The following is an 18,804-nucleotide window of genomic DNA, read 5'->3' on the forward strand; positions in this document are numbered from 1 at the left end:
CTAGTGGTCGGTCCTTTCGCCGCGCCGCAGTCTACGCAATCCACCCCAGGGGCGCGATGCCACCAGGAGCAGGGCCAGCCAGGTGACGAGCTGACCCGGTAGACGGGCGGTCTGGCAACCGCACCCGACGTCTACACCCAGGTCCTTCTGTTGGAAGTCCACGCGCTCCTTCTGGGTGAGCAGGGTCCCCTCCGGGCTCACGACCCAGACCTGCGTGCTCACCGTCTGGTGGAGCTGGGTGGTGGTCTGGGCGGTGACCTTGACCGTCAGCGGCGAGCCCTTGCGCAGCTCCGGGAGCCCGAACCCGCCTCCCTTGGCCGGTAGGGCCTGGCCACTGCTGCTCGCCCCCATCACCGTCAGACCCTGGGGTTCCAGCATCAGCACGCCGCCCGTCACGGTCAGGTCCCCCTCGGTCGACACCTGCACCTGGAACTCGACGATGTCACCGGGCTCGGCCGCCAGGCTGTCCGCCGAGGACAGCACCGAGAGCGTCGCGACGGTCGAGCACTGCGGCAGGACGAGCCGCTGGAGCTGCTCGCCGCTCGGCTTCCTCAGCACCTCGTTGTTGATGAGCGGCCAGACGGCCAGGGTCTTCGTTGCATCGGCGGGGCACTCGGGCAAGCTCACGGAGGTCGTCCACCGGCCGGGAGAGTCCTCGACGGGCGAGGTGACGGCCAGGGGCGGACTGGCGGCGAAGGAGAGGCGCTTGTCCGCGGGCAGCGTCGCCGGGTTTCCACACTGGTCGCGCAGGGTGAGCTGGGCGGTGAGCAGTCCACTGCGGACGAGCAGCGAAGCGGGCTCGCTGGTGCTCGGGCTGAACGAGAAGTTCGAGGTCTGAGGGCTGGGAATCCCCGCCTTGAAGTGGAGGGTGAGCGGCGCCTTGGCGGCGACGCCGGAGACGGTGAACTCGACGTCCTCTGGATTCGTGTCCTTCCAGACCACCTGCGCGGTGCTCGTCAGGTTGCCCGTGACACAATTTTTGGCGGACATCGACCGTTCGAGGGTGCTTCTGACGAACGTGGCCGAGCTGCCCGATGCCGCGCAGAGCGTCACCGGGGTGGTAGGCATCTCCGTCACGGGATTGCCCCAGGCGTCCTCGGCCGTGAGCACGAGCGTCGCCTCCGAGCAGGTGGGGGTCGGGTCCGGGACGGTGGTGGACAGCGCCACGTGAGCGAACGGGCCGGCCCCGACCACGGTGGAGGCTCTCCCAGAGAGGCTCTGGCGCACATCCGTGACGGTGAGGGTCTTCGGGTCCGGAGCGGCGCTGAAGAAGGTGACGGGGAACAGCAGCGGCGTCGGCTGCTCGGAATTGAAGCTGACGTCCGTGTCAGACGGGAGCCTCGCCGAGAGAACGGTCGTCTCGAAGTGCACCTGGCCGGTGTAGCTGGTGGGGGTGCCAGCCTCGTCCACCGGAGTCACCTGGAGGGTGTAGACGGTTCCCGCGAACGTCGCCGAGTCGAGAACGACGGTGAAGCGCACGGGCGGACCGGGCGTCACGGTGAACCTCGGGACTTTGGAGGAGAGGGCGGGGGTGTAGACGTCCTGGATCAGCAGGTCCCACTGGCCGGGCAACTGGAACGTGACGAGGAACTCCTTCGTGCCGCGGTCCACGGAGGGATTGAAGGTGTAATTGGCGGGCAGTAGCGCGCGAGACGCCGAGGAGGAGAACTGGATGGTGCCGGCGTAGTCCGGATCCACGGTGCCCGACGCGGTCATCGCTGTCACCGTCACGTGGAGTGCCACACCCGCCAGCACGGAGGCGTCCGTGGTCAGACCCCTGAGCTCGAAGTGGGTCGTGGCGGTGGTGATGGGGATGGTCGCCGCCAGGGAGAGCAGGGGCGTGCCGACCACCAACAACGGCAGCAGCAGCAGACAGTTCGTGCGGAGACGACGGCTCTGTGCCTGGTTCATGGTTCGATCCGGGGCTCGCCAGGCAGCGCGAGTCTGCTCAGCGGGGGTCCTCCCATCGTAGAGAGAGGTGCATGGATGGTGCAACAATCCAATGTAGGTGTGATGGTCCCTCTGCGTCCCATGAAGAGAGAGCAGCTGCCGTTCGGCGTCGTCGCCATGCCCGCCGCCGTGTTCCCCATGGCCACGGTGGCCAAACGAACACAGGAGCACATACGGCCCCCTCTCTCTTGCGGGCTCCCGGTGGCGACCTGGAAGCATGCGCCTCAGCAGTTCAGAGATGCCGCCAGATTCGCCGCAGCGGACAGCCCAGGATGGATTCGAGCCGCTTCACCGCCTGGACATCGAGATCCTTGACGTTGGGGTTTTGTGCCTCCAAACAGAACCTCGAGAAGCCTGCTGGCCAGATGTAGTCGAGGTCATTCAGGCTTGTCGTCCCGCCACAGCACGGCGTGATGATGGTCAAGTTCGCGAAGGCCGTCTCGGACGCCAGCGTGATGGCCTCGATGCACCACTCCTCGATATCAGCGTGGCACAGCGGACAGCGGACGCCTGACCAGTTCCCGAATGGATGCACAAACTCTATCTCGGGGCTCACCGAGGCCGTCACCTCGGCCTGGGGAAGCAACTCCGCGAGCAGGGCGCGGGCCGCCTCCTGGGCTTGCGGATCCGGCACATAGTTCGGACGGGTCGGGATCAAGATAATCCAATTATCGGACATGGAACGCCTTGGGTAGGCGGGTGAGAATCACGATGCCCTCGCTTCACATGCTGGAGTGGCGGCCGGACGCTGGCGCCTCCAGCCATGCAGTCAACTTGTTGGCCAGGGCTGCAACGGCCGCAGCAGCCCGGCTCGGTCCAGCAGTTCGTAGGCGCGAGCGGCCAGCGCGACGTGCTCCGGGTTGGAAGCGGTGAACCGCTCGGGGGTGAGGATGACGAGGGTGCCCTTGTCCTCCACCGGCCCTTCATGGCCCCCAGGACCTTGTTCTGGGCGATCGCCATGGCCAGGGCGTACCTGGCATCACCATCCAGAAAGGGCCTGTCCACCAGCAGGCGCAGGCAATCCCCGGGTCCCCACGTCCGCTCGCACCACAGGAGGTAGCAGCGCTTCAACTCCTCGTCTTCTGGCAACAGGCGCAGGTTCTGGTGGTTCCCCGGCTCCGTGGGCATGAGCCGCAGGCTCCTCCCTTCGTACCGGAACCAGCCGCTTCGCTCGGGTACTCCGAACAGCTGCCGTGGGCTTGACCCGGTTACGTGGCGCTCCCGCAGTTTGTGTGAAACCTGCGGTCATCGCGTCGGTTGCACGAGAGATGCTCGCCTGCTCGCCGCCGCTCAACCACGCGAAGTGCGGGAGCGCCACAAAACCGGGGCAGGCTCAGTGCGGTTGGCGGACCTGGTGGAGGACGCGCTACGCATCAACTCGGCCGGGCTCACCCGCCACCAGGTAAAGGTTGGTGCGCCACCTGGGCTCCCTGCCCGCCGTGCTCACCGACAAGCACAAGACGCTGATGATCCTGGTCAAACCTGGTCAGCACGCCAAGTACGCCATGGATGGAATGCCTCCGGCCGAGCGTATTCTCACCGTGACGCTGGAGCTGACCAGTGCCGAGCGCCTGCACATCGTGGTGCACGACAACGGCATGGGCAGCGCACCGGAGATGCTCACCCGCATCTTCCAATACGGTTTCACCACCCGCGAGGAGGGGCATGGCTTCGGCCTACACTCCAGTGCCATCGCGGCCCAGGAACTGGGTGGCTCCCTGACCGTCCACAGCGAAGGGACGGGACACGGAGCCACCTTCACAGCTCCCCTGTCTCCCCGCCCACGAGGCCGCATGAGCAGGTGCCCTCCCGGGGCCGGACACCCCAGGCCGCTCGAATGCTTTGACACCCGCTCGGCGATACCCGCTCGGCGGGGCGAGCGGGAGCAGGACTCACGCCAGGATTTCGAACTGCCCCAGGTTGTAGCGCCGGCTGGTGAGGTGCCACAGCAGGCTGCCGGAGATCCACTGGGCGCACATCTTCCAGAGTTCCTCCAGGGTACCGGGGCTGCGCGGACGCATCGCCAGGAAATCGCCGAACCGGGCCCGGTAGAAGTCATTCACGAACGACACGTAATCGTGGCTGACGGGGAAATAGGACTTCAAGCGCAGGTGCTCCTGCTCCTGCGCCTCCTCCTTGCACAGGGACAGCACATCGTTCTGCAACGCGACGAGGTCGGCCGCGGCATGTTTCATCCGTTCGGCCACGTCCCGCTCGTGCGCGGGCCGAGGCCTGTCCAGGTAGGCGAAACAGAACTCGAGCTCGGGCCGCATGCCGATCGTCATGCTCCGGTTCTCCAGGTAGCGCTGGAGCGAAACCTTCTGATCGAACTCCAGCAGGAAACCCTCGTAGTAGCCGCGGATCTCACGCACGATGAGCGAGGTATCGAGCCCCTCGCGCTCGATGTCCTCCAGGACGATGCGCAGCAGGGCGCTGATCATATTCACCCACGGCAGCCGGCTGACGTGGCGCCGGTCATCGAGCCAGGTCGACAGGTCGCATACCACCTCCTCGCGCAGTTCCGGCGGCACCGAGGGCCCATCGACGAAGGAGTCGAGGGCGAAGAACCAGTCCATCCGATTCTGGCTGTTCTGTAGATAGAGCGGGGAGTCGGTGCTGCACGTGAAATAGGTGAGCAAATCAAAATCACCTTGGAGCATGTGCGAGCGGAGCTTCTCCAACTCCGGAAAATGCCCGCGCCCACTCAACTCGAGGGACACGGGATACGTGCTCGCGATGACACGATACCCTGAGAAGTCGACGGGCCATTCGAGCCGGTGCCGCGAGCCATCCACCTGGATGTCGAAGACGACCTCGTCCGTTCTTGCCAGCTTCTGGAGGAGCTCGTCGATACGCGCATACCGGGGATCCTGACGGACGGTCATCAGGTCTGGCAGGGCCTTCGCGACTGCCTGTTTTTCATTGAAATGGGACGCAACACTCGCTGTCATCTGGGAACTCCTCATCGTGGTGTATTGGGAAAAGCGGAACGCCCAGGCAGCCGTTCACGAGCAGAGGTCGTGATTCGCGGGGCCTGGCATTCGCCCGAGCCCCACGCGACAAGGGTTCAGCAAGCGACATGCCAGCGCGTCTCCCCGAGCCATTTCAGAGAGGAATCACCTTCGAGGAGTCGTTGGCGGAGGTCGGAGTCATGCGCCGCTGCGTCTTCGGAGTACGCGCCTGCGTTCCCTCAGTACGCAGCGCTCGATGGGAAGACGGGACGGCCGGGCCCCTGTTTGTCCGGGTGGAGCAGCACTTCTCCTGAGGATGGCGGCGACGATGTCCTCAGGCACCTCCGAGCCTTGGTCCGAGCCGTTTCGGCGCTGTGCCGAGCATCAAAAACCCCGGCTCGCCTGATGGCGGCCGGGGCCTTGCTCCAGTGGAGGCGGCGGGAATCGAAGCAGCCAAGGGCGGATCCGCCTCCGCTCGGGACCAGAGGCCCACCTCCGTCTTCCCTCTGAAAATGGGGCGCCCATCTGTCCGGGCGAGTCCAGGCGCGTTCGTTCCGTTTGGTCCCCTTGGACCCCTCGCCGGGCGATAAGTGGTGAGCCCTTCGCCCCCCGTTCTGGCTTCTGGCGCCGATGCCATAGCCTACTAATGCCGTGCCCTGGTGGTCTCCACCGGCCCGAGCTTCGGCTGCCGGGCCCTGGCGGCCTCCACCCGCGCCCGAGCTTCGCCTGCCCGGACCTGGAGCGCTCTTCTCAAGATCAACCGCCCGGTTTGTCCCGCTTGCTCCCCCTCCGTCTGTCAGGCGTGGCGCGCTCCGTGCGCGGTCGGCTGCGCTTGCTAGGCGTTGCCGGGCGGGCTTCTTCTGGCGGCCCCGCCACATCCTCGGCAGGGTCTAGGGCCCAAGTGCCTTCCTCCCAGCGTTTCAACGCCTGAGAGGAGGCAAATGCTACCAACCCCTCACCTTTCGCTGCCTCTTCTAGAATTGCTTTGGCCTCCGCTGTCCGGTGACGCAGAAGAAATGCCGCCGCCGTAGTCCTTACATCCATGTTGGGATGCACAAACAGAGCTGCGAGCGCATCCCGCCCGGCATCCCCATGCGCGCACAACTTGTCGAACGCAGCCAAGCATCGATTCGCATGCTTATTCCCGGTCTTGGCGTCTCCGCGCCAAATCGCCGCAGTCTGCGCCTCTACATTCCGCGCAAACTCCTCAACCAGCTTTTCAAGACTCGTCAAGGCCAAATTCCATTCTGGATGTTTCTAATAGCCAGCAAGCCAAGCTCGCGCTGTGCTTCGTAGGATTGAGTGCTGAGCCACTGCCGCACTGTTAGAGTTCGTGATCCAGTAACCCGGAGATACTTTGAAGAATAGAAGGCACTTATGCGGGTATGGAGAGCCTTGTCTAATGCGGTAACATTCTCCGTATTGTGTAGGGCCTCGCCCCCGAACCGCTTCGCGTTGCCTGGGGTTTGCTCCACGATGTGATGCCAGTCCTTGCCCTTTCCCGCTGGCCCCATGGCCGACCTATAACCACCGTACGATCCCCACGCCCTGTGTCCATTGGGGAGGAGTTTACCCCGACTCGGCGCAGGGCTCCCGGCGCCAACGCCCCGGGCAGCCATGGCCACGGCATGAGGCGCCAACACCATGCGGATCGTCCCCTCGGGCACAGAGACAATAAAGCGCTCGGCTCCGGTCGCCGTCTCAATCAGGCCCAACCCGGTACGAGTCGCGACTCTCTCCGACGCTTGCACGAATCCGGGGAGCTTCGGGGCCCTGGAAGCGAGGGCCGCCGTCTCACCAATAGCCGCCGTCCCAACGATGACGAGAATGCGCACACTGTCAGGACCGATGACACGCCCGAAACGCTCGCCAATCTCGCGCAACTCCGCAAAGGTAAAGGCCCGGGGCGCATCTTCGTAAAGCCGTGCATAGGCCCGCAGCAAATCGAAGAATTCGTAACCGAGATAACCCCACAGGGCGGCGCTAAACACCAGGGCCGCGCCCTTTGTCACCGGCTCGGGCACTGGCGCCAGCAGCAGCGCCATATAAACGGTAATGCTAATGCTGATCATCGCGAGCATTCGCGTAGGGTCGAGCATGGCCCGCACTTCCGCGTTGACGCCTTCCAGGGCTGGCCCTACTGCCAGGGCGAGCGCAAGACTGCGCTTGTCGTCATCCTGGAAGCGGGGCCCGTCTTCAAACAGTGTCAGGCAATCCCCTGGAGTGCCGCACCGCTCGCAAAATTGGCCATAGGATCGGGCCAGGTCTGATTGCCACGCTTCGCCACTCAAGGGCGCGGAAGCCAACGCCAGCCTACGCCCGACATACAGAGGGGGGCGGGACGCGGCCACCCGGAGCGGCATGTTAAGCCAAAGGTTTGTCATGGCCGCCGAAAAGTCGGCGTCGCTCACCTGCACAGGCGCGAAGTCCGTGGGCAGCTTCGTAAAGAAAGCCTCTCCCTGTCCCCCGGCCTCGGCTTCTGACTCCGGGGCCCCCGCCTCGGACGAGTCGTGCCCCACGGGCGGACGGTTACGGTACGCCGTGCCCATGGGGGCCCCTGTGGCGCACGCCGTAACCAGCATCAACGCAGCCAGCGCCAGCGCCCCCACGCGCAAGGGCCGCCGTGTACCCACGGGGTGAGTATCGACAGAATGCCTAGACATTGCCGCACCTCTCCGGGCGAGCCGCTCGGGTTGGAAGCCAAACCCGCCGATTACAGAAAACGGCTGATGGCTAGGTCAATCCGTCGGGTCTGGTGAGGTGCCCAACTACTCACTCGCGCTCGCCTCCTTGCTCTACAGGCGGGAACGTGACGTTCCCGAGGGTGACGGTGCGGGGCCCCTGCGCTTCCCACAGCTTGAGGGTGCAGGGGCAGGCGAGTTGCCCCGGCTCCCTCTCGGCGCCCACTACGGCAAAGCCAGGGTCCCGGGGGGCGCGCCCCCTTGATAGGCGAGGGGCGCGGCTCAGAGCGGCGGGTTACTTCCAGTGGAGGCGGCGGGAATCGAACCCGCCGCAGTGCCTGTCCTGTCAGGCTCGCTCCACGCGGATGCGCGCGGGCAGGCCATTGAGGGTGAGCTCCTCCTCCTGGCCGGTGAGTCCCTCGGGGCCCACGTGCAGCTCCGAGGCGAGCGTCTCGCGGGAGATGGAGTCGCGCGCCTCCTGTGTCACCCTGCGCACCCGCGCGTCTCCGTCCACCCACAGGCGGATGCGATCCGTGTAGCCGAGCGCCATGTCCTTGCGCGCTCCCTGCACCCGGGCGAGCAGCTCGCGCACCAGGCCCTCGTCCACGAGCGCCTCCGTCAGCTCGGTGTGGAGCACCACCACGCCCACCCCCGCGCCCGCGGCGGCGTAGCCAGGGTTGGCCTCCACCAGCACCTCCAACTCCTCGGCGGGGAACACCATGGACTCACCCTCGACGGTGAGCGCCACCTTGCCCGCGCGCGACAGCTCGCGCTGCAGGAGCCGGCTGTCCGCGGCGTCGAACGCCTTGCGCACCGGCGCCAGCTTGGGGCCGAGCCGGCTGCCCATCGCGCGCAGGTTGGGCCGCACCTTGTAGCGCACCACGTCCGTCTCCCGGCCCTCCTCCAGGAAGCGCACCTCGTGGACGTTCAGCTCGTCCGCGATGAGCGCCTGGTAGACGGCTACGCGCTCGCGCAGCTCCGGACGCGCGAGGATGACATCCGCACGGGACAGCGGCTGGCGCACCTTGAGCTTGTTGTCCGTGCGCACCTTGAGGCCCAGGGACACCAGCTCGCGCACCGCGCCCATCTCCGTGGAGAGCCCCTCGTCCACGAGGCTCACGTCCGCCTCGGGGAAGTGGCCCAGGTGGACGCTCGCCGGCTGGCTCGTGGGCCAGGGCCTGCCCACCAGGTTGCCCCACATCTCCTCGGCGAAGAACGGGATGAAGGGCGCCGACAGCGCGGTGATGGTGGTGAGCGCCTCGTACAGGGTGAAGTACGCGTCCAGCTTGTCCTGCTCGAGGCCCGGCCCCCAGAAGCGCTCGCGGCTGCGGCGCAGGTACCAGTTGGAGAGCGCGTCCACGAGCACCACCATCCGCTGGGCGGCCTCGTACACCTGGTAGGTGTCGAGCGCCCGGGTGACGTCGCGCACCGCGAGCTGCACCTCGGACAGAATCCACCGGTCCAGCACCGTGCGCTGCTTCGGCTCGCGCCAGCCGGTGCTCCGGCGGATGGCGCGCCAGGGCACCTCGGTGGAGTCCGGGTTGCCCCGGGCCGGCGAGAAGCCGTCGATGTTCGCGTAGATGGTGAAGAACGAGTAGACGTTGCGCAGCTTGACCTGGAAGTCCTTCTGCAGGAGCCGCACGTTGCTCAGCGAGTGGCGCGTGTTGGACCAGGTGGGGCTGGCCGCGAAGAAGAACCAGCGGAACGCGTCCGCGCCCGGCGAGCGGGTGGCCGGATCCTGGAGCACCACGCGCTCGGAGGGGGCCAGCCGGGGCACCTCCACCGGCTTCACGTCCGCGCCCAGTGCCGAGGGCGCCACGCCGAGCGCCTCCAGCTCCTTCTTGGCCAGCAGCACCACGCGCCGCTTGAGCTTCTTGTGTGCCTTCACCGTGAGGGTGATGGCCTTCTCCGGAGCGTCGGGGCGGAAGACGCGCAGCTTCGCGCCTTCCTGCAGGTCCAGGCCCTCGAGGTCCTCGCGGGCGATGAGCGCCTCGCCGGCCACGCCGGGGGCACCCGCCAACTTGTCATCGAGCACGGCGAAGTCCATGCGGACCTCGTCGAGGATGATCTCCGGCGGGGTGTAGTTGCCCTTGGACTTGGACTCCTTCTTGCCCTCCTTGTCGGACACGTGGCCGAGCACGATGCAGCTCTTGTACGGCATGGGCCAGCCGCGCTGGGGGAGGATGCCCTCGCGCTTCTGCGTGTCCTCGTCGAAGACGAGCGTGCTGACCATCAGCAGCGAGTAGAACCAGCCGCGCGTCTGGTCGATGGCCTCGGAGATGAAGTCGGCGGGGAAGGCCTGGGCGAACTTCTCGCGCGAGCCGGCCGCGTGCGGGTAGCCCCACTGCGCGAAGGGCATGCACCCCGAGTCGAACCACACATCCACCACCTCGGGCACGCGCACGAAGCGGCCGGGAGTGCCGGGCTTCTCGTAGGTGATCTTGTCGATCCACGGCTTGTGGACGATGAGGTGCTCGGCGCTGGCGGCGGCGGTGGGGCGGGTGGCGAGGAAGGCCTTGAGCTCGGCCTCGACGGCGGCGAGGTTGTTGCCGGGCTTGGCGCGCAGCGCCTGGAGCGAGGAGATGGCCTCCACCTCGCCCGTCTCCGAGTTCACCCAGAGGGGCAGGGGAGTGCCCCAGTAGCGCTCGCGCGAGAGGGCCCAGTCCACGTTGTTGGCGAGGAAGTCGCCGAAGCGGCCTTCCTTGATGTGCTCGGGGACCCAGTTCACCTCGCGGTTGTTGGCGATGGCCTTGTCCTTCACCTGGGTGGTGCGGATGTACCAGGCGGGCCGGGCGAACTGGATGAGCGGGTCGTCATCGGCGCGCCAGCAGAAGGGGTACTCGTGGCGGTACTGCTCGATGAGCAGGAGCAGCCCGCGCTCCTTGAGCTCGCGTTGGATGTCCTTGTCCGCGTCCTTCACGAAGCGGCCGGTGAGGTGCGGGAGGTCCTCGGAGAAGGTGCCATCCGGGCGGATGGCGCAGAACATCTCGAGGGACTCGGGGTGGGCGAAGCGGGTGCGCTCGCGGCGGAAGGCCTCGTAGTCGTCCTCGCCGAAGGCCGGGGCGGTGTGGACGATGCCGGTGCCGCTGGAGAGGGTGACGAAGTCCGCGCCGATGACGCGCCAGGCGGGCGAGTCCGTGCCGCCATTGGCGAGCGGCAGCTCCGTGTTGCCCACGCGCCGCGCATACACGTCATAGGGAGGCGAGTAGCGCCGGCCCACCAGCTCACTGCCCTTGTGCGTGGCGAGCACGGGCAGGTCCTTCTTGAGTTTCTTGGCGAGCTCCTCGCGCAGGGCGGCGGCGATGATGAGCTTGCGGTCGCCGGCGTCCACGGTGACGTAGTCCACCGAGGGGTTGACGGCGGCGAACATGTTGGACGGGAGCGTCCAGGGGGTGGTGGTCCAGATGAGGAGCGCGGTGTCGGGCGAGTCGCGCAGGGGGAAGGCGACATAGGCGCTGGGGTCATCCACGGTGCGGTAGCCCATGCCCACCTCGCCCGAGCTGAGCGCGGTGCCGCCCTGGGGCCACCACCAGACGATTTTGTGGCCGCGGTAGAGCAGGCCCTTGCGGAACAGCTCGGCGAGCGCCCACCAGACGCTCTCCACGTAGCTGCGGTGGTAGGTGACGTAGGCCTCGGGCAGATCCACCCAGAAGCCGATGCGCTCGGTGAGGCGCTCCCACTCGTTGGTGTAGCGGAAGACGGACTCGATGCAGCGCTCGGTGAAGGGCTCGACACCGTAGCGCTCGATTTCGGCCTTGCCGTGGATGCGCAGCTCCTTCTCCACCTCGACCTCGACGGGGAGGCCGTGGGTGTCCCAGCCCGCCTTGCGGGGGACGCGGTAGCCGCGCATCGTCTTGTAGCGGGGGAAGAGGTCCTTGATGACGCGCGTGAGGACGTGGCCGTTGTGGGGCAGGCCGTTGGCGGTGGGAGGGCCCTCGTAGAAGACGAAGGTGGGGGCGTTGTCGCGGCCCTGGAGCGTCTGCTCGAAGATGCGGCGCTCCTTCCAGAAGGCGAGGATGCGGCGCTCGTCAGCCGGGAAGTCGATCTCGTTGGGGACCGTGGCGAACAGGGGGGCGGGAGACTGGGACATGGCGTCGGAGTGATAGCACCTGTCGCCTCGGGAAGGGGGTCAAACGCCCCGTCCGCTCTTCCCCGGCGGGTCGCCAACCGGGCGTTCTGGCTGGACCTCTCCGGGTGTTCGGGAGTTCAGTCTCCGGCTCCCCTCGCATCAGGAGCCGTTCCCGATGAAGAACAGTCCCCTGCTGTTGATGTTGGCGGCGCTCCAACTCTGCGGCACAGCCGCCCTGGCCCGGACCGGCGTGGCCGATGCCGAGCCAGGCCGCCTCGAAGGTTCCGCGAGCACCGGGTTGGCCGCGGCGCAGTGCAGCCCTCGCGTTCCGTTGAGCACCCGTGGTCGGTACATCGTCGACCGCTGCGGAGAGCGATTCAAGCTGAAGTCCTTCAACTGGTTCGGCGCGAGTGATCAGCTCGAGGTGGTGGGAGGTCTGGACAAGCAGAAGCTGTCGGACCTCGTCACCGGAATGAAGGCGCTGGGCTTCAACTCCGTCCGGCTGCCGTTCTCCAACAACATGCTGCACCCGGACGACACCAAGCCTGCGGCGCAGCGGTGTCTGGAGAAGTTCGGCGTCACCTGTATCGACACCACGAAGAACCCGGAGCTGCAGAACAAGACGGCGCTCGAGGTCTACGACGCCGTCGTGGCGGAGCTGACGCGGCAGGGGCTGGTGGTCATCCTGAACAACCACACGACGAAGTCCATGTGGTGCTGCGGCTGGGATGGCAATGGCTTCTGGGACAGCAGCCAGGCCCTGCAGCGGTGGCAGGACGACTGGGTGATGATGGCCGGGCGCTACCAGGGCAACAAGTGGGTGGTCGGGGCCGACCTGCGCAACGAGGTGCGCCCGGACGGACTGGACAGTCCCAACTGGGGTTGGCGCAACCAGCATGACTGGCACATGGCGGCCCAGACGATGGGCAACCTGGTGCTGCGGACGAACCCGGACCTGCTCATCGTCGTCGAGGCGGTCAACTGGTGGGGGCTGCTGGACGGAGAGCGCCCGCAGCTGAAGCCCATGAGGCAGCGGCCCATCGCCCTGCTGCGCGGAGACAAGCTCGTCTACGCCGTGCACAACTATGGCTATACCGGGCCGAAGCAGTCGGGAGGATCGCTGGGCAGTGGCCCGAAGTATGGCGACATGGACAAGCCGACGCTCTACAGCACGCTGGACCAGGAGTGGGGCTTCGTGCTCGCGGCGAATCAGGCGTACACCGCCCCGGTCTGGGTGAGCGAGTTCGGCATAGGCTACAACGAGCAGGCGGCCAACTCCCGGGCGTGGTTCAGCAACCTCGCGGACTACCTGATCGACAAGGACGTCGACTGGGCCTACTGGGCCATCAACGCGGCGAAGCTCCAGAGCTCGGTACAGGGGGAGGAGGAGACGTACGGTCTGTTGAGCTATCCGGACTGGAACGGCGTGCGCAGCGGTGACTGGCGGCTCGGGACGGGTCCCCTGGGCCGGCTGCTCGGAGCGGACGGGCGGACGGGAGCCGTGGATGCGACGCGCTTCCTGCCGATGACCGTCCTCCTGAAGGACGGGAGCTCCACGTACTACGTGGACAACAACTCGTTGGATTTCGACTGGCACTCGGGCAAGGCGAAGATCAGCTGTCCGAGGGGCTACCGGCTGGTGGGAGTGAGCGCGAGCTTCTCCATCCTCTGCACCAGCGCGGGAGCCGTTCCCGCGCAGCAGGGCACGGGGAGCTATCAGACGGTCACCCAGGAGGTCTCCCCGCTGCGCTACCCGGGTGACTGGGCCAACCAGAGCATCAAGTTCGAGTGCCCGGTGGGCTCCTACGCGGTGGGCATCTCCACGGCGAACCCGTTCTACCTGGAGCTGGCGGGCCTGCTCTGCGAGCAGAATACCGGTGGAATCCCTCTCAACAGCAGGTCGGCGAAGGACTTCTGGGGAGGAGACCAGCGCACGTCGCTCTCGGGAGGCGACTGGAGCGTGGGCCAGCACAAGGGGCAGTGCGCCGACAACCAATACATCATCGGGGTGGCGCATCGCCGGAGCGGGCTCGCGGACTATCCCTCGGTGGTGCTCTGCTCCAACTGAGGGCGCTCGGGTGAGGGCGCTCAGGGCCTCGTGAGTGTGAGGTCCAACACGGTGATGGACCAGGGCGGGAGCATCACCTGCATGTTGCTCCCGGACTGGATGAAGGACTTCTTCTCGGAGAAGCCCGAGGGTTCACCGGCGTAGCCGAGCACCCGGGCGTTGGCCACGTTGCCGCAGCCGCGCAGCTCCACCTGGGCGTTGCGAGCGGCGTCCGGCTCCAGGTTGAGCGCGATGGCCACCACGCGCTTGCCGTCGTCGCTGCGCGAGGCGAACAGCGACATGCCCTGGGTGTCCGACTCCCTGTCGAACTTCGTGGGCACGAAGTTGTCCTGGAAGCGCCCGCCCTTGCCGTCGAAGTTGCGGTAGGCGCGGAAGGCCCAGAAGGTGGGGCTGCGCGAGGGCGGGTAGGTGAAGTGGAAGGCCGAGGTGAGGTTGTACTCGGCGAAGCGTCCGAGGGCCTCGGCCTGCGCGAGGCCTCCGCTCATGTGGCCGGTGGCGCCGAAGTTGTACTCGCCGATGGACAGGCCGCGGCCGGGGTAGTTCTCGGCAATCCAGCGCTTGACGCGGGGGATGAGCTCGACGGTGTCGTCGATCCAGGACTCGTCCCTGTACTTCGGGTCCCACAGGGCGCGCGTGGAGCGGATGCGCCGGGCGGAGGTCTCCGGGTCCGTGTTGCCGCGCTCCTCGAAGCCGACGCCGTCCCCCTGCGGGTAGAAGTGGACGTCCACCACATCGAGCAGGCGGGTGCCCGTCTGCTTCTCGTACTCGTTGAGCTTCTTGAGGTACCAGGCCAGCAGCGGGACGTTGCCGTGTGCCTTGCGGTCCTTCTTGTTGCCGCCCGGCGCCACGTCCGCCGCCGAGTTGAAGTAGTTCGTCCAACCCCACTCGGCGGGGCCGGCGATGACGGCGTCCGGGTCCGCCTGGCGCACGGCGGTGCCGTAGGCGATGGTGCGCTCGAGCAGCTCGTCGTAGGAGGCGGGCTCGGGGTGCACGTCCCGATGCGTGGTGTTCCAGAGCATCGGCTCGTTGTCGAGGATGTACATCTGCACGCTGCGCCCGCGTGCCTTGTCCTTCTCGCGGAGGGTGCGCACCCACTCGTGGATGAACGAGGGCGGCGCCTCGACGCTCGTCTGGGTGGGCAGCGGAGGCGTGAGGGACTCGCCCGAGGGGGAGATGCCGTTACCGGCTTCCGTCACATCCGGGTCCATCTTCTGCTGCGCGCCGAAGAGGGACCTGGGGAAGCTGACAGACGTCGAGTCCTTGGACACCCAGCCGATGATGGGGACGGTGAGGGCGGACTGCATCCCGTGCTGGAGGTTGGCCTGGAGGAAGCTGTCGTAGGTGTACTGGGGGCTGGTGCCGAGGACGATGTTGCGGAAGAAGTAGTCGTTGGCCGTATTCCAGACGTTGCCCAGCTTCCAGTTGTAGCGGGAGGTGGGGTTGCCGCCCCAGCGGCGCGCGGTGGCGCCGAGCTCCCACTGGTGGCTGTCCTTGAGCTCGCGCAGGTTGTTGAAGGCGATGCCGTAGATGAGGGGGCTGATGGGGTGGCCGGCTGCGGTGCAGTCCACCACCACCTTGGTGCCCTTGGCGTCGCCGAAGGCCACGCGGCCACCGCCCACCGAGGCCGCGTCCTGGGGCGCCTGCTGCTGTTGCTGCTGCTGTTGCGCCACGGCCACGGTGGCGGTGGTGACGAGCCGTGCCAGGCCCACCTGGTTGAACTCCACCTGCTCGTTGCCCACCTTCTTGTGCGCGCGCAGGACGAGCTGGGTGAAGGGGTGCTTCTCCGGGTTGAGCTCGTCCATGGGGACGAACACCTGCGTCCACTCGCCGTCGTGCGCGGTGACGTACGTGTCCGACAGCCGCACGCGGGGGAAGAGCATCTCGCCCTCGGAGTCCAGGCGCACCTCGAGAAAGTCCCCGAAGCCGGCCGGCGCGCGGTAGCGCAGCGTCAGTCCGCCGAACTCGCCCTGGAGGCCCTTCTTGTGAAGAATCCAGCCGCCCAGGTTGGCCATGCGCAGCTTCGCGGGCGTCGCGCCCTTCAGCTCGCGCTCGGACCAGCCATGGTCCTCCCAGCCCGCCTGCAAGCCATTGTCATAGGCCAGGTCCACGGGCTCGACGATGGCCTTGGGAGCCTCGCCCGGCATCAGCATCTGCTGCTGCGCCAGGGCGGAGCCTTCGACGGGCGTCATGCCACCGGGAGCGGTGAGGCCCACCTGGTCCAGCTCCACCCAGTCGTTGCTCACCTTCTTGAAGGCGCGGATGACGATGCGGGTGAAGGGCACCTTCTCCGGGTTGAGCTGGGCGAAGGGGACGAAGAGCTGCACCCAATCCCCCTCGCGGCGAGCCACGTGGCTGTCATCCACGCGCACGCGGGGGAAGAGCGTCTCGCCCTCGGAGTCCAGACGTACCTCGAGGAACGCTCCGAAGCCCGAGGGCGCGCGGTAGCGCAGCGCGAGCCCGCCGAACTCGCCCTGGATGCCCGTCTTCTGCAGCATCCATCCGCCCAGGTTGGCCATGCGCAGCTTCGCGGGGCCGGGGTTCTTCAGATCGCGCTCGGCCCAGCCCTCGTCCTTCCATCCCGCCTGGAGGCCACCGGCCCAGGCCGCTTCGGTGAGCGGGGGGATGTTGTAGACACCCGAGGGCGAGGTCTGCGCTCCGGTGGCCGCCTGGGAGGTGTTCTGCCGGCACGAGTCCAGCACGGGCGCGCACAGGCACACGCCGACCAGCAGGGCCACGTGGGCCCGCTTGCCGTGCCTGGGTGAAGCGCTCCTGCCGGACCCGCGCATCACTCGTCGTCCACGTCCTTCCGGGGGACGATGCGAGCGGGGATACCCACGGCGACGCTGTCCGGGGGCACGTCCTGGAGCACCACCGCGTTGGCGCCGATGCGCGAGCGGGCGCCGATGGTGATGGGGCCGAGGATGCGAGCGCCGGCGCCCACCCACACGTCATCCTCGATGACGGGGTAGCCGTCGTCCTTGGCGGTGCCCACGGTGTTGTTGCCGTAGAAGCGCACGCGGTCGCCCACCTTCGCGTCGCCGCCCACCACGGTGCCCAGGCTGTGGACGAAGTACACGCCGCTGCCCAGCTCCACGTCCTTGCCAATCTCCACGCCGAGCACTGCCGTCTGGGCCACGCGCAGCGCGTGGTTGCCGAGCGGAATGCCCAGGGCGCGTGCCGCCTCGCGCAGCCGCTGCAGCGCCAGCACGCGGTAGCCGTCCGAGGTGAGCACCATGGCGGCCACGGCCTTCACGCCGGGCTGGCCGTACTCGGAGCGAGCCACCTCGAGCGCGTCATCCTTCAGCGCCTTCGCCAGCTTCAGCACCTGGCCGGGCTTGCCGGCGGTGAAGGCGAAGCGGGCCACGTGCCGGGCCGCCTTCGCGAGCGAGCCCGCCTCGGTGCGCGCTCCGCGCAGGTACTCCATGACGTACGTCACCGAGGTGCCCGCGTAGGCCGCCTTCGTCAGCCCGGCCTTGTCCGCCAGCCGCGCCGCGCCAATCACCGCCTGCGTCACCGGGCGGGAGGTCTCGGGCGCCACCACCGCGGCGGCCAGCAGCGGCCGGGCCAGCGGGTTCATCTCGAAGAGGTAGCGCCAGGGGTCCACCTGCGGCACGTCCGGGTGCTTGGCCGCCACGCGCATGTCGAAGACGCCGTAGCGGTTGGCGCGCTTCTGCCACTTCTCGAAGCTGGTGTGATCCGAGCCGTGCAGCACGTACGCCTCGGTGCAGAACTCGAAGCGGCAGCCGGCCTTCTCCAGGCGCACACCCAGCTCGATGTCCTCGGACTGGCCGAGGCTCTTGTCGAAGCCGCCGGCGGACACGTAGTCCTCGCGACGGAAGGAGACGTTGCCGGTGAAGAGCTGCCAGCCGCGGGCGCGCCGCTTGGGGCCGCTCATGCTCGCGGCGATGCGGTTGTTGAGCCACGCGTACCACCGCTCGAAGAGCGGCATGTCCGAGACGGCCGGGTCCGGGCGGATGCTGCCGATGACGACGTTGCGCGAGCCGGGCGGGTGGCGCGAGAGGTGCCGGGCGAGGAACTCGTCGGCCACCTGCATGTCGTCGTCGGTGATGAGCACCACCTCGCCGCGCGCCGCGAGCACGCCGCGGTGACGGGCCGCCGCCGCACCGGCGTTGGCCTGCGTCTCCACGCGCAGGGTGAAGGGCAGCGTCAACTTCTCGAGGTGGGGCGCCACCGGCTCGCGCGAGCCGTCGTCCACCACCACCACCTCGAAGTCGGAGGGCGGAAGCGTCTGCCGGGCGAACTGCCCGAGCAGGCGCTGGATGAGGTCCGTGCGGTTGTAGGTGGCAACGACGACGCTCAGCCGCGGGCGTTGGGCCACGGGCCGGGGAGGAACAACGGCGCCAGAGGCGCCGGGGGCTGCACTCATTTCTTCGGGGCTCCGGACGAGGGCTGGAGAGTAACGCTTCCGAGGAAGCGCTCCTTCCCAATCAGGTCCAGCGTACGGCGAGCCGAGGTGTAATCCGAAGCGCCGAGCGACACGGTGAGCAGCGCCCGCTCGGCCGCCAGCGCGACTTCCAGGCCCACGGGGTTGGCGACGACGGAGTCGATGAGGACCACCACCCGGTCCCCCTGCTCCACGTACGCCATCATCTCCGCCACCACGTGCTGGGCCGCGCCCAGCTCCAGCCCCTCGGCATCCAGGAAGTGCACGGGCGTGCTGCCCTGCTTGCTGGCGACCTCGAGGATGGCCTGCGCCGCCTGCACTCCCGAGCCGCCCTCGTGCGAGGGCACCACCACCAGCGACGACCAACGGCCGCGCTGGTTGAGCATCGCCCACAGGTGCAGCAGCGTGCTGGAGGGAGTGGTACTGACGGGCCTCTGCTGTTCGACGACCTCGGCCGCCGCGACTTCCCCGGTGGGGGGCGGCGGACCCGGAGGAGACGGAGGGGTTGCCTGCGGACGGGCGCCTCGCACCACCGACAGCGGCTGCACCACTCGCCGCTGGTCCGGTGGGTTGGGCGGACCCCCGTTTCGCGAGCCACCCTTCGTCTTCTTGTCGTGAGGCTCGAACATGGGTAAGCCCATGTTACCGCGTCGCCGGGCGTTTGGCACCACGGAAGAGAC

Annotated in this window: 10 protein-coding genes and 2 pseudogenes; 2 read left to right on the plus strand and 10 right to left on the minus strand. The window is 67.5% G+C overall.

Annotated features, from left to right (window positions below):
* The 3 genes and pseudogenes from DAT35_RS52865 to DAT35_RS52875 all read right to left on the minus strand — a co-directional run.
* Window positions 1–1,911 (minus strand): hypothetical protein, encoded by a 1,911-nt coding sequence (locus DAT35_RS52865; RefSeq protein ID WP_108077110.1) that lies wholly within the window; start codon window positions 1,909–1,911, stop codon window positions 1–3.
* A 271-nt stretch (window positions 1,912–2,182) separates the two neighbouring features.
* Window positions 2,183–2,629, minus strand: coding sequence for a hypothetical protein (locus DAT35_RS52870; protein WP_199243271.1), 447 nt, complete (start codon window positions 2,627–2,629; stop codon window positions 2,183–2,185).
* A gap of 90 nt (window positions 2,630–2,719) precedes the next feature.
* A pseudogene (locus tag DAT35_RS52875) lies at window positions 2,720–2,869 on the minus strand (Imm52 family immunity protein); the annotation flags it as partial.
* Between the two features lie 595 nt (window positions 2,870–3,464).
* Between DAT35_RS52875 and DAT35_RS62595 the strand changes: the two are divergent.
* Window positions 3,465–3,659: pseudogene (locus DAT35_RS62595) on the plus strand (ATP-binding protein); the annotation flags it as partial.
* Window positions 3,660–3,842: 183 nt separating this feature from the next.
* On the opposite strand, the gene DAT35_RS60310 reads toward DAT35_RS62595, so the two are convergent.
* From DAT35_RS60310 to ileS, 4 genes are all read right to left on the minus strand, one after another.
* On the minus strand, window positions 3,843–4,901 hold the full coding sequence (locus DAT35_RS60310; RefSeq protein WP_199243278.1) for a terpene synthase family protein: 1,059 nt from the start codon (window positions 4,899–4,901) through the stop codon (window positions 3,843–3,845).
* A gap of 756 nt (window positions 4,902–5,657) precedes the next feature.
* Window positions 5,658–6,140 carry a DUF2019 domain-containing protein gene (locus DAT35_RS52890; RefSeq protein WP_108077112.1) on the minus strand — a complete coding sequence of 161 codons (483 nt, stop codon included), beginning with the start codon at window positions 6,138–6,140 and terminating at the stop codon, window positions 5,658–5,660.
* Window positions 6,131–7,450 carry a hypothetical protein gene (locus tag DAT35_RS52895; protein WP_158502267.1) on the minus strand — a complete coding sequence of 440 codons (1,320 nt, stop codon included), beginning with the start codon at window positions 7,448–7,450 and terminating at the stop codon, window positions 6,131–6,133. The genes DAT35_RS52890 and DAT35_RS52895 overlap by 10 nt, the downstream gene beginning before the upstream one ends.
* Window positions 7,451–7,928: 478 nt before the next feature.
* Entirely contained in the window at window positions 7,929–11,672 is a 3,744-nt protein-coding gene (ileS, locus tag DAT35_RS52905) for an isoleucine--tRNA ligase (protein WP_108077115.1), read from the minus strand.
* A 154-nt stretch (window positions 11,673–11,826) separates the two neighbouring features.
* Between ileS and DAT35_RS52910 the strand changes: the two genes are divergently transcribed.
* On the plus strand, window positions 11,827–13,719 hold the full coding sequence (locus DAT35_RS52910) for a glycoside hydrolase family 5 protein (RefSeq protein ID WP_108077116.1): 1,893 nt from the start codon (window positions 11,827–11,829) through the stop codon (window positions 13,717–13,719).
* 20 nt (window positions 13,720–13,739) lie between these two features.
* Here the strand turns inward: DAT35_RS52910 and DAT35_RS52915 are convergent, their stop codons facing one another.
* Genes DAT35_RS52915 through DAT35_RS52925 form a run of 3 tightly spaced genes read right to left on the minus strand, consistent with a single transcriptional unit; the run spans window position 13,740 to window position 18,753 of the window.
* Complete coding sequence (locus DAT35_RS52915; RefSeq protein ID WP_233262229.1) at window positions 13,740–16,454, minus strand: glycoside hydrolase family 44 protein; 2,715 nt, start codon at window positions 16,452–16,454, stop codon at window positions 13,740–13,742.
* Window positions 16,455–16,504: 50 nt separating this feature from the next.
* The gene (gene epsD, locus DAT35_RS61585; RefSeq protein ID WP_233262230.1) at window positions 16,505–18,106 is read right to left on the minus strand and encodes an exopolysaccharide biosynthesis glycosyltransferase EpsD; all 1,602 of its coding nucleotides are present in this window, start codon (window positions 18,104–18,106) and stop codon (window positions 16,505–16,507) included.
* Window positions 18,103–18,753, minus strand: a complete 651-nt coding sequence (locus DAT35_RS52925; RefSeq protein WP_108077118.1) for a hypothetical protein — start codon at window positions 18,751–18,753, stop codon at window positions 18,103–18,105. Before DAT35_RS52925 ends, epsD begins: the two co-directional genes overlap by 4 nt.
* Between the last annotated feature and the right edge of the window lie 51 nt (window positions 18,754–18,804).

The sequence above is a fragment of the Vitiosangium sp. GDMCC 1.1324 genome (assembly GCF_003044305.1).
In the GTDB taxonomy this organism is placed as follows: Bacteria; Myxococcota; Myxococcia; order Myxococcales; family Myxococcaceae; genus Archangium.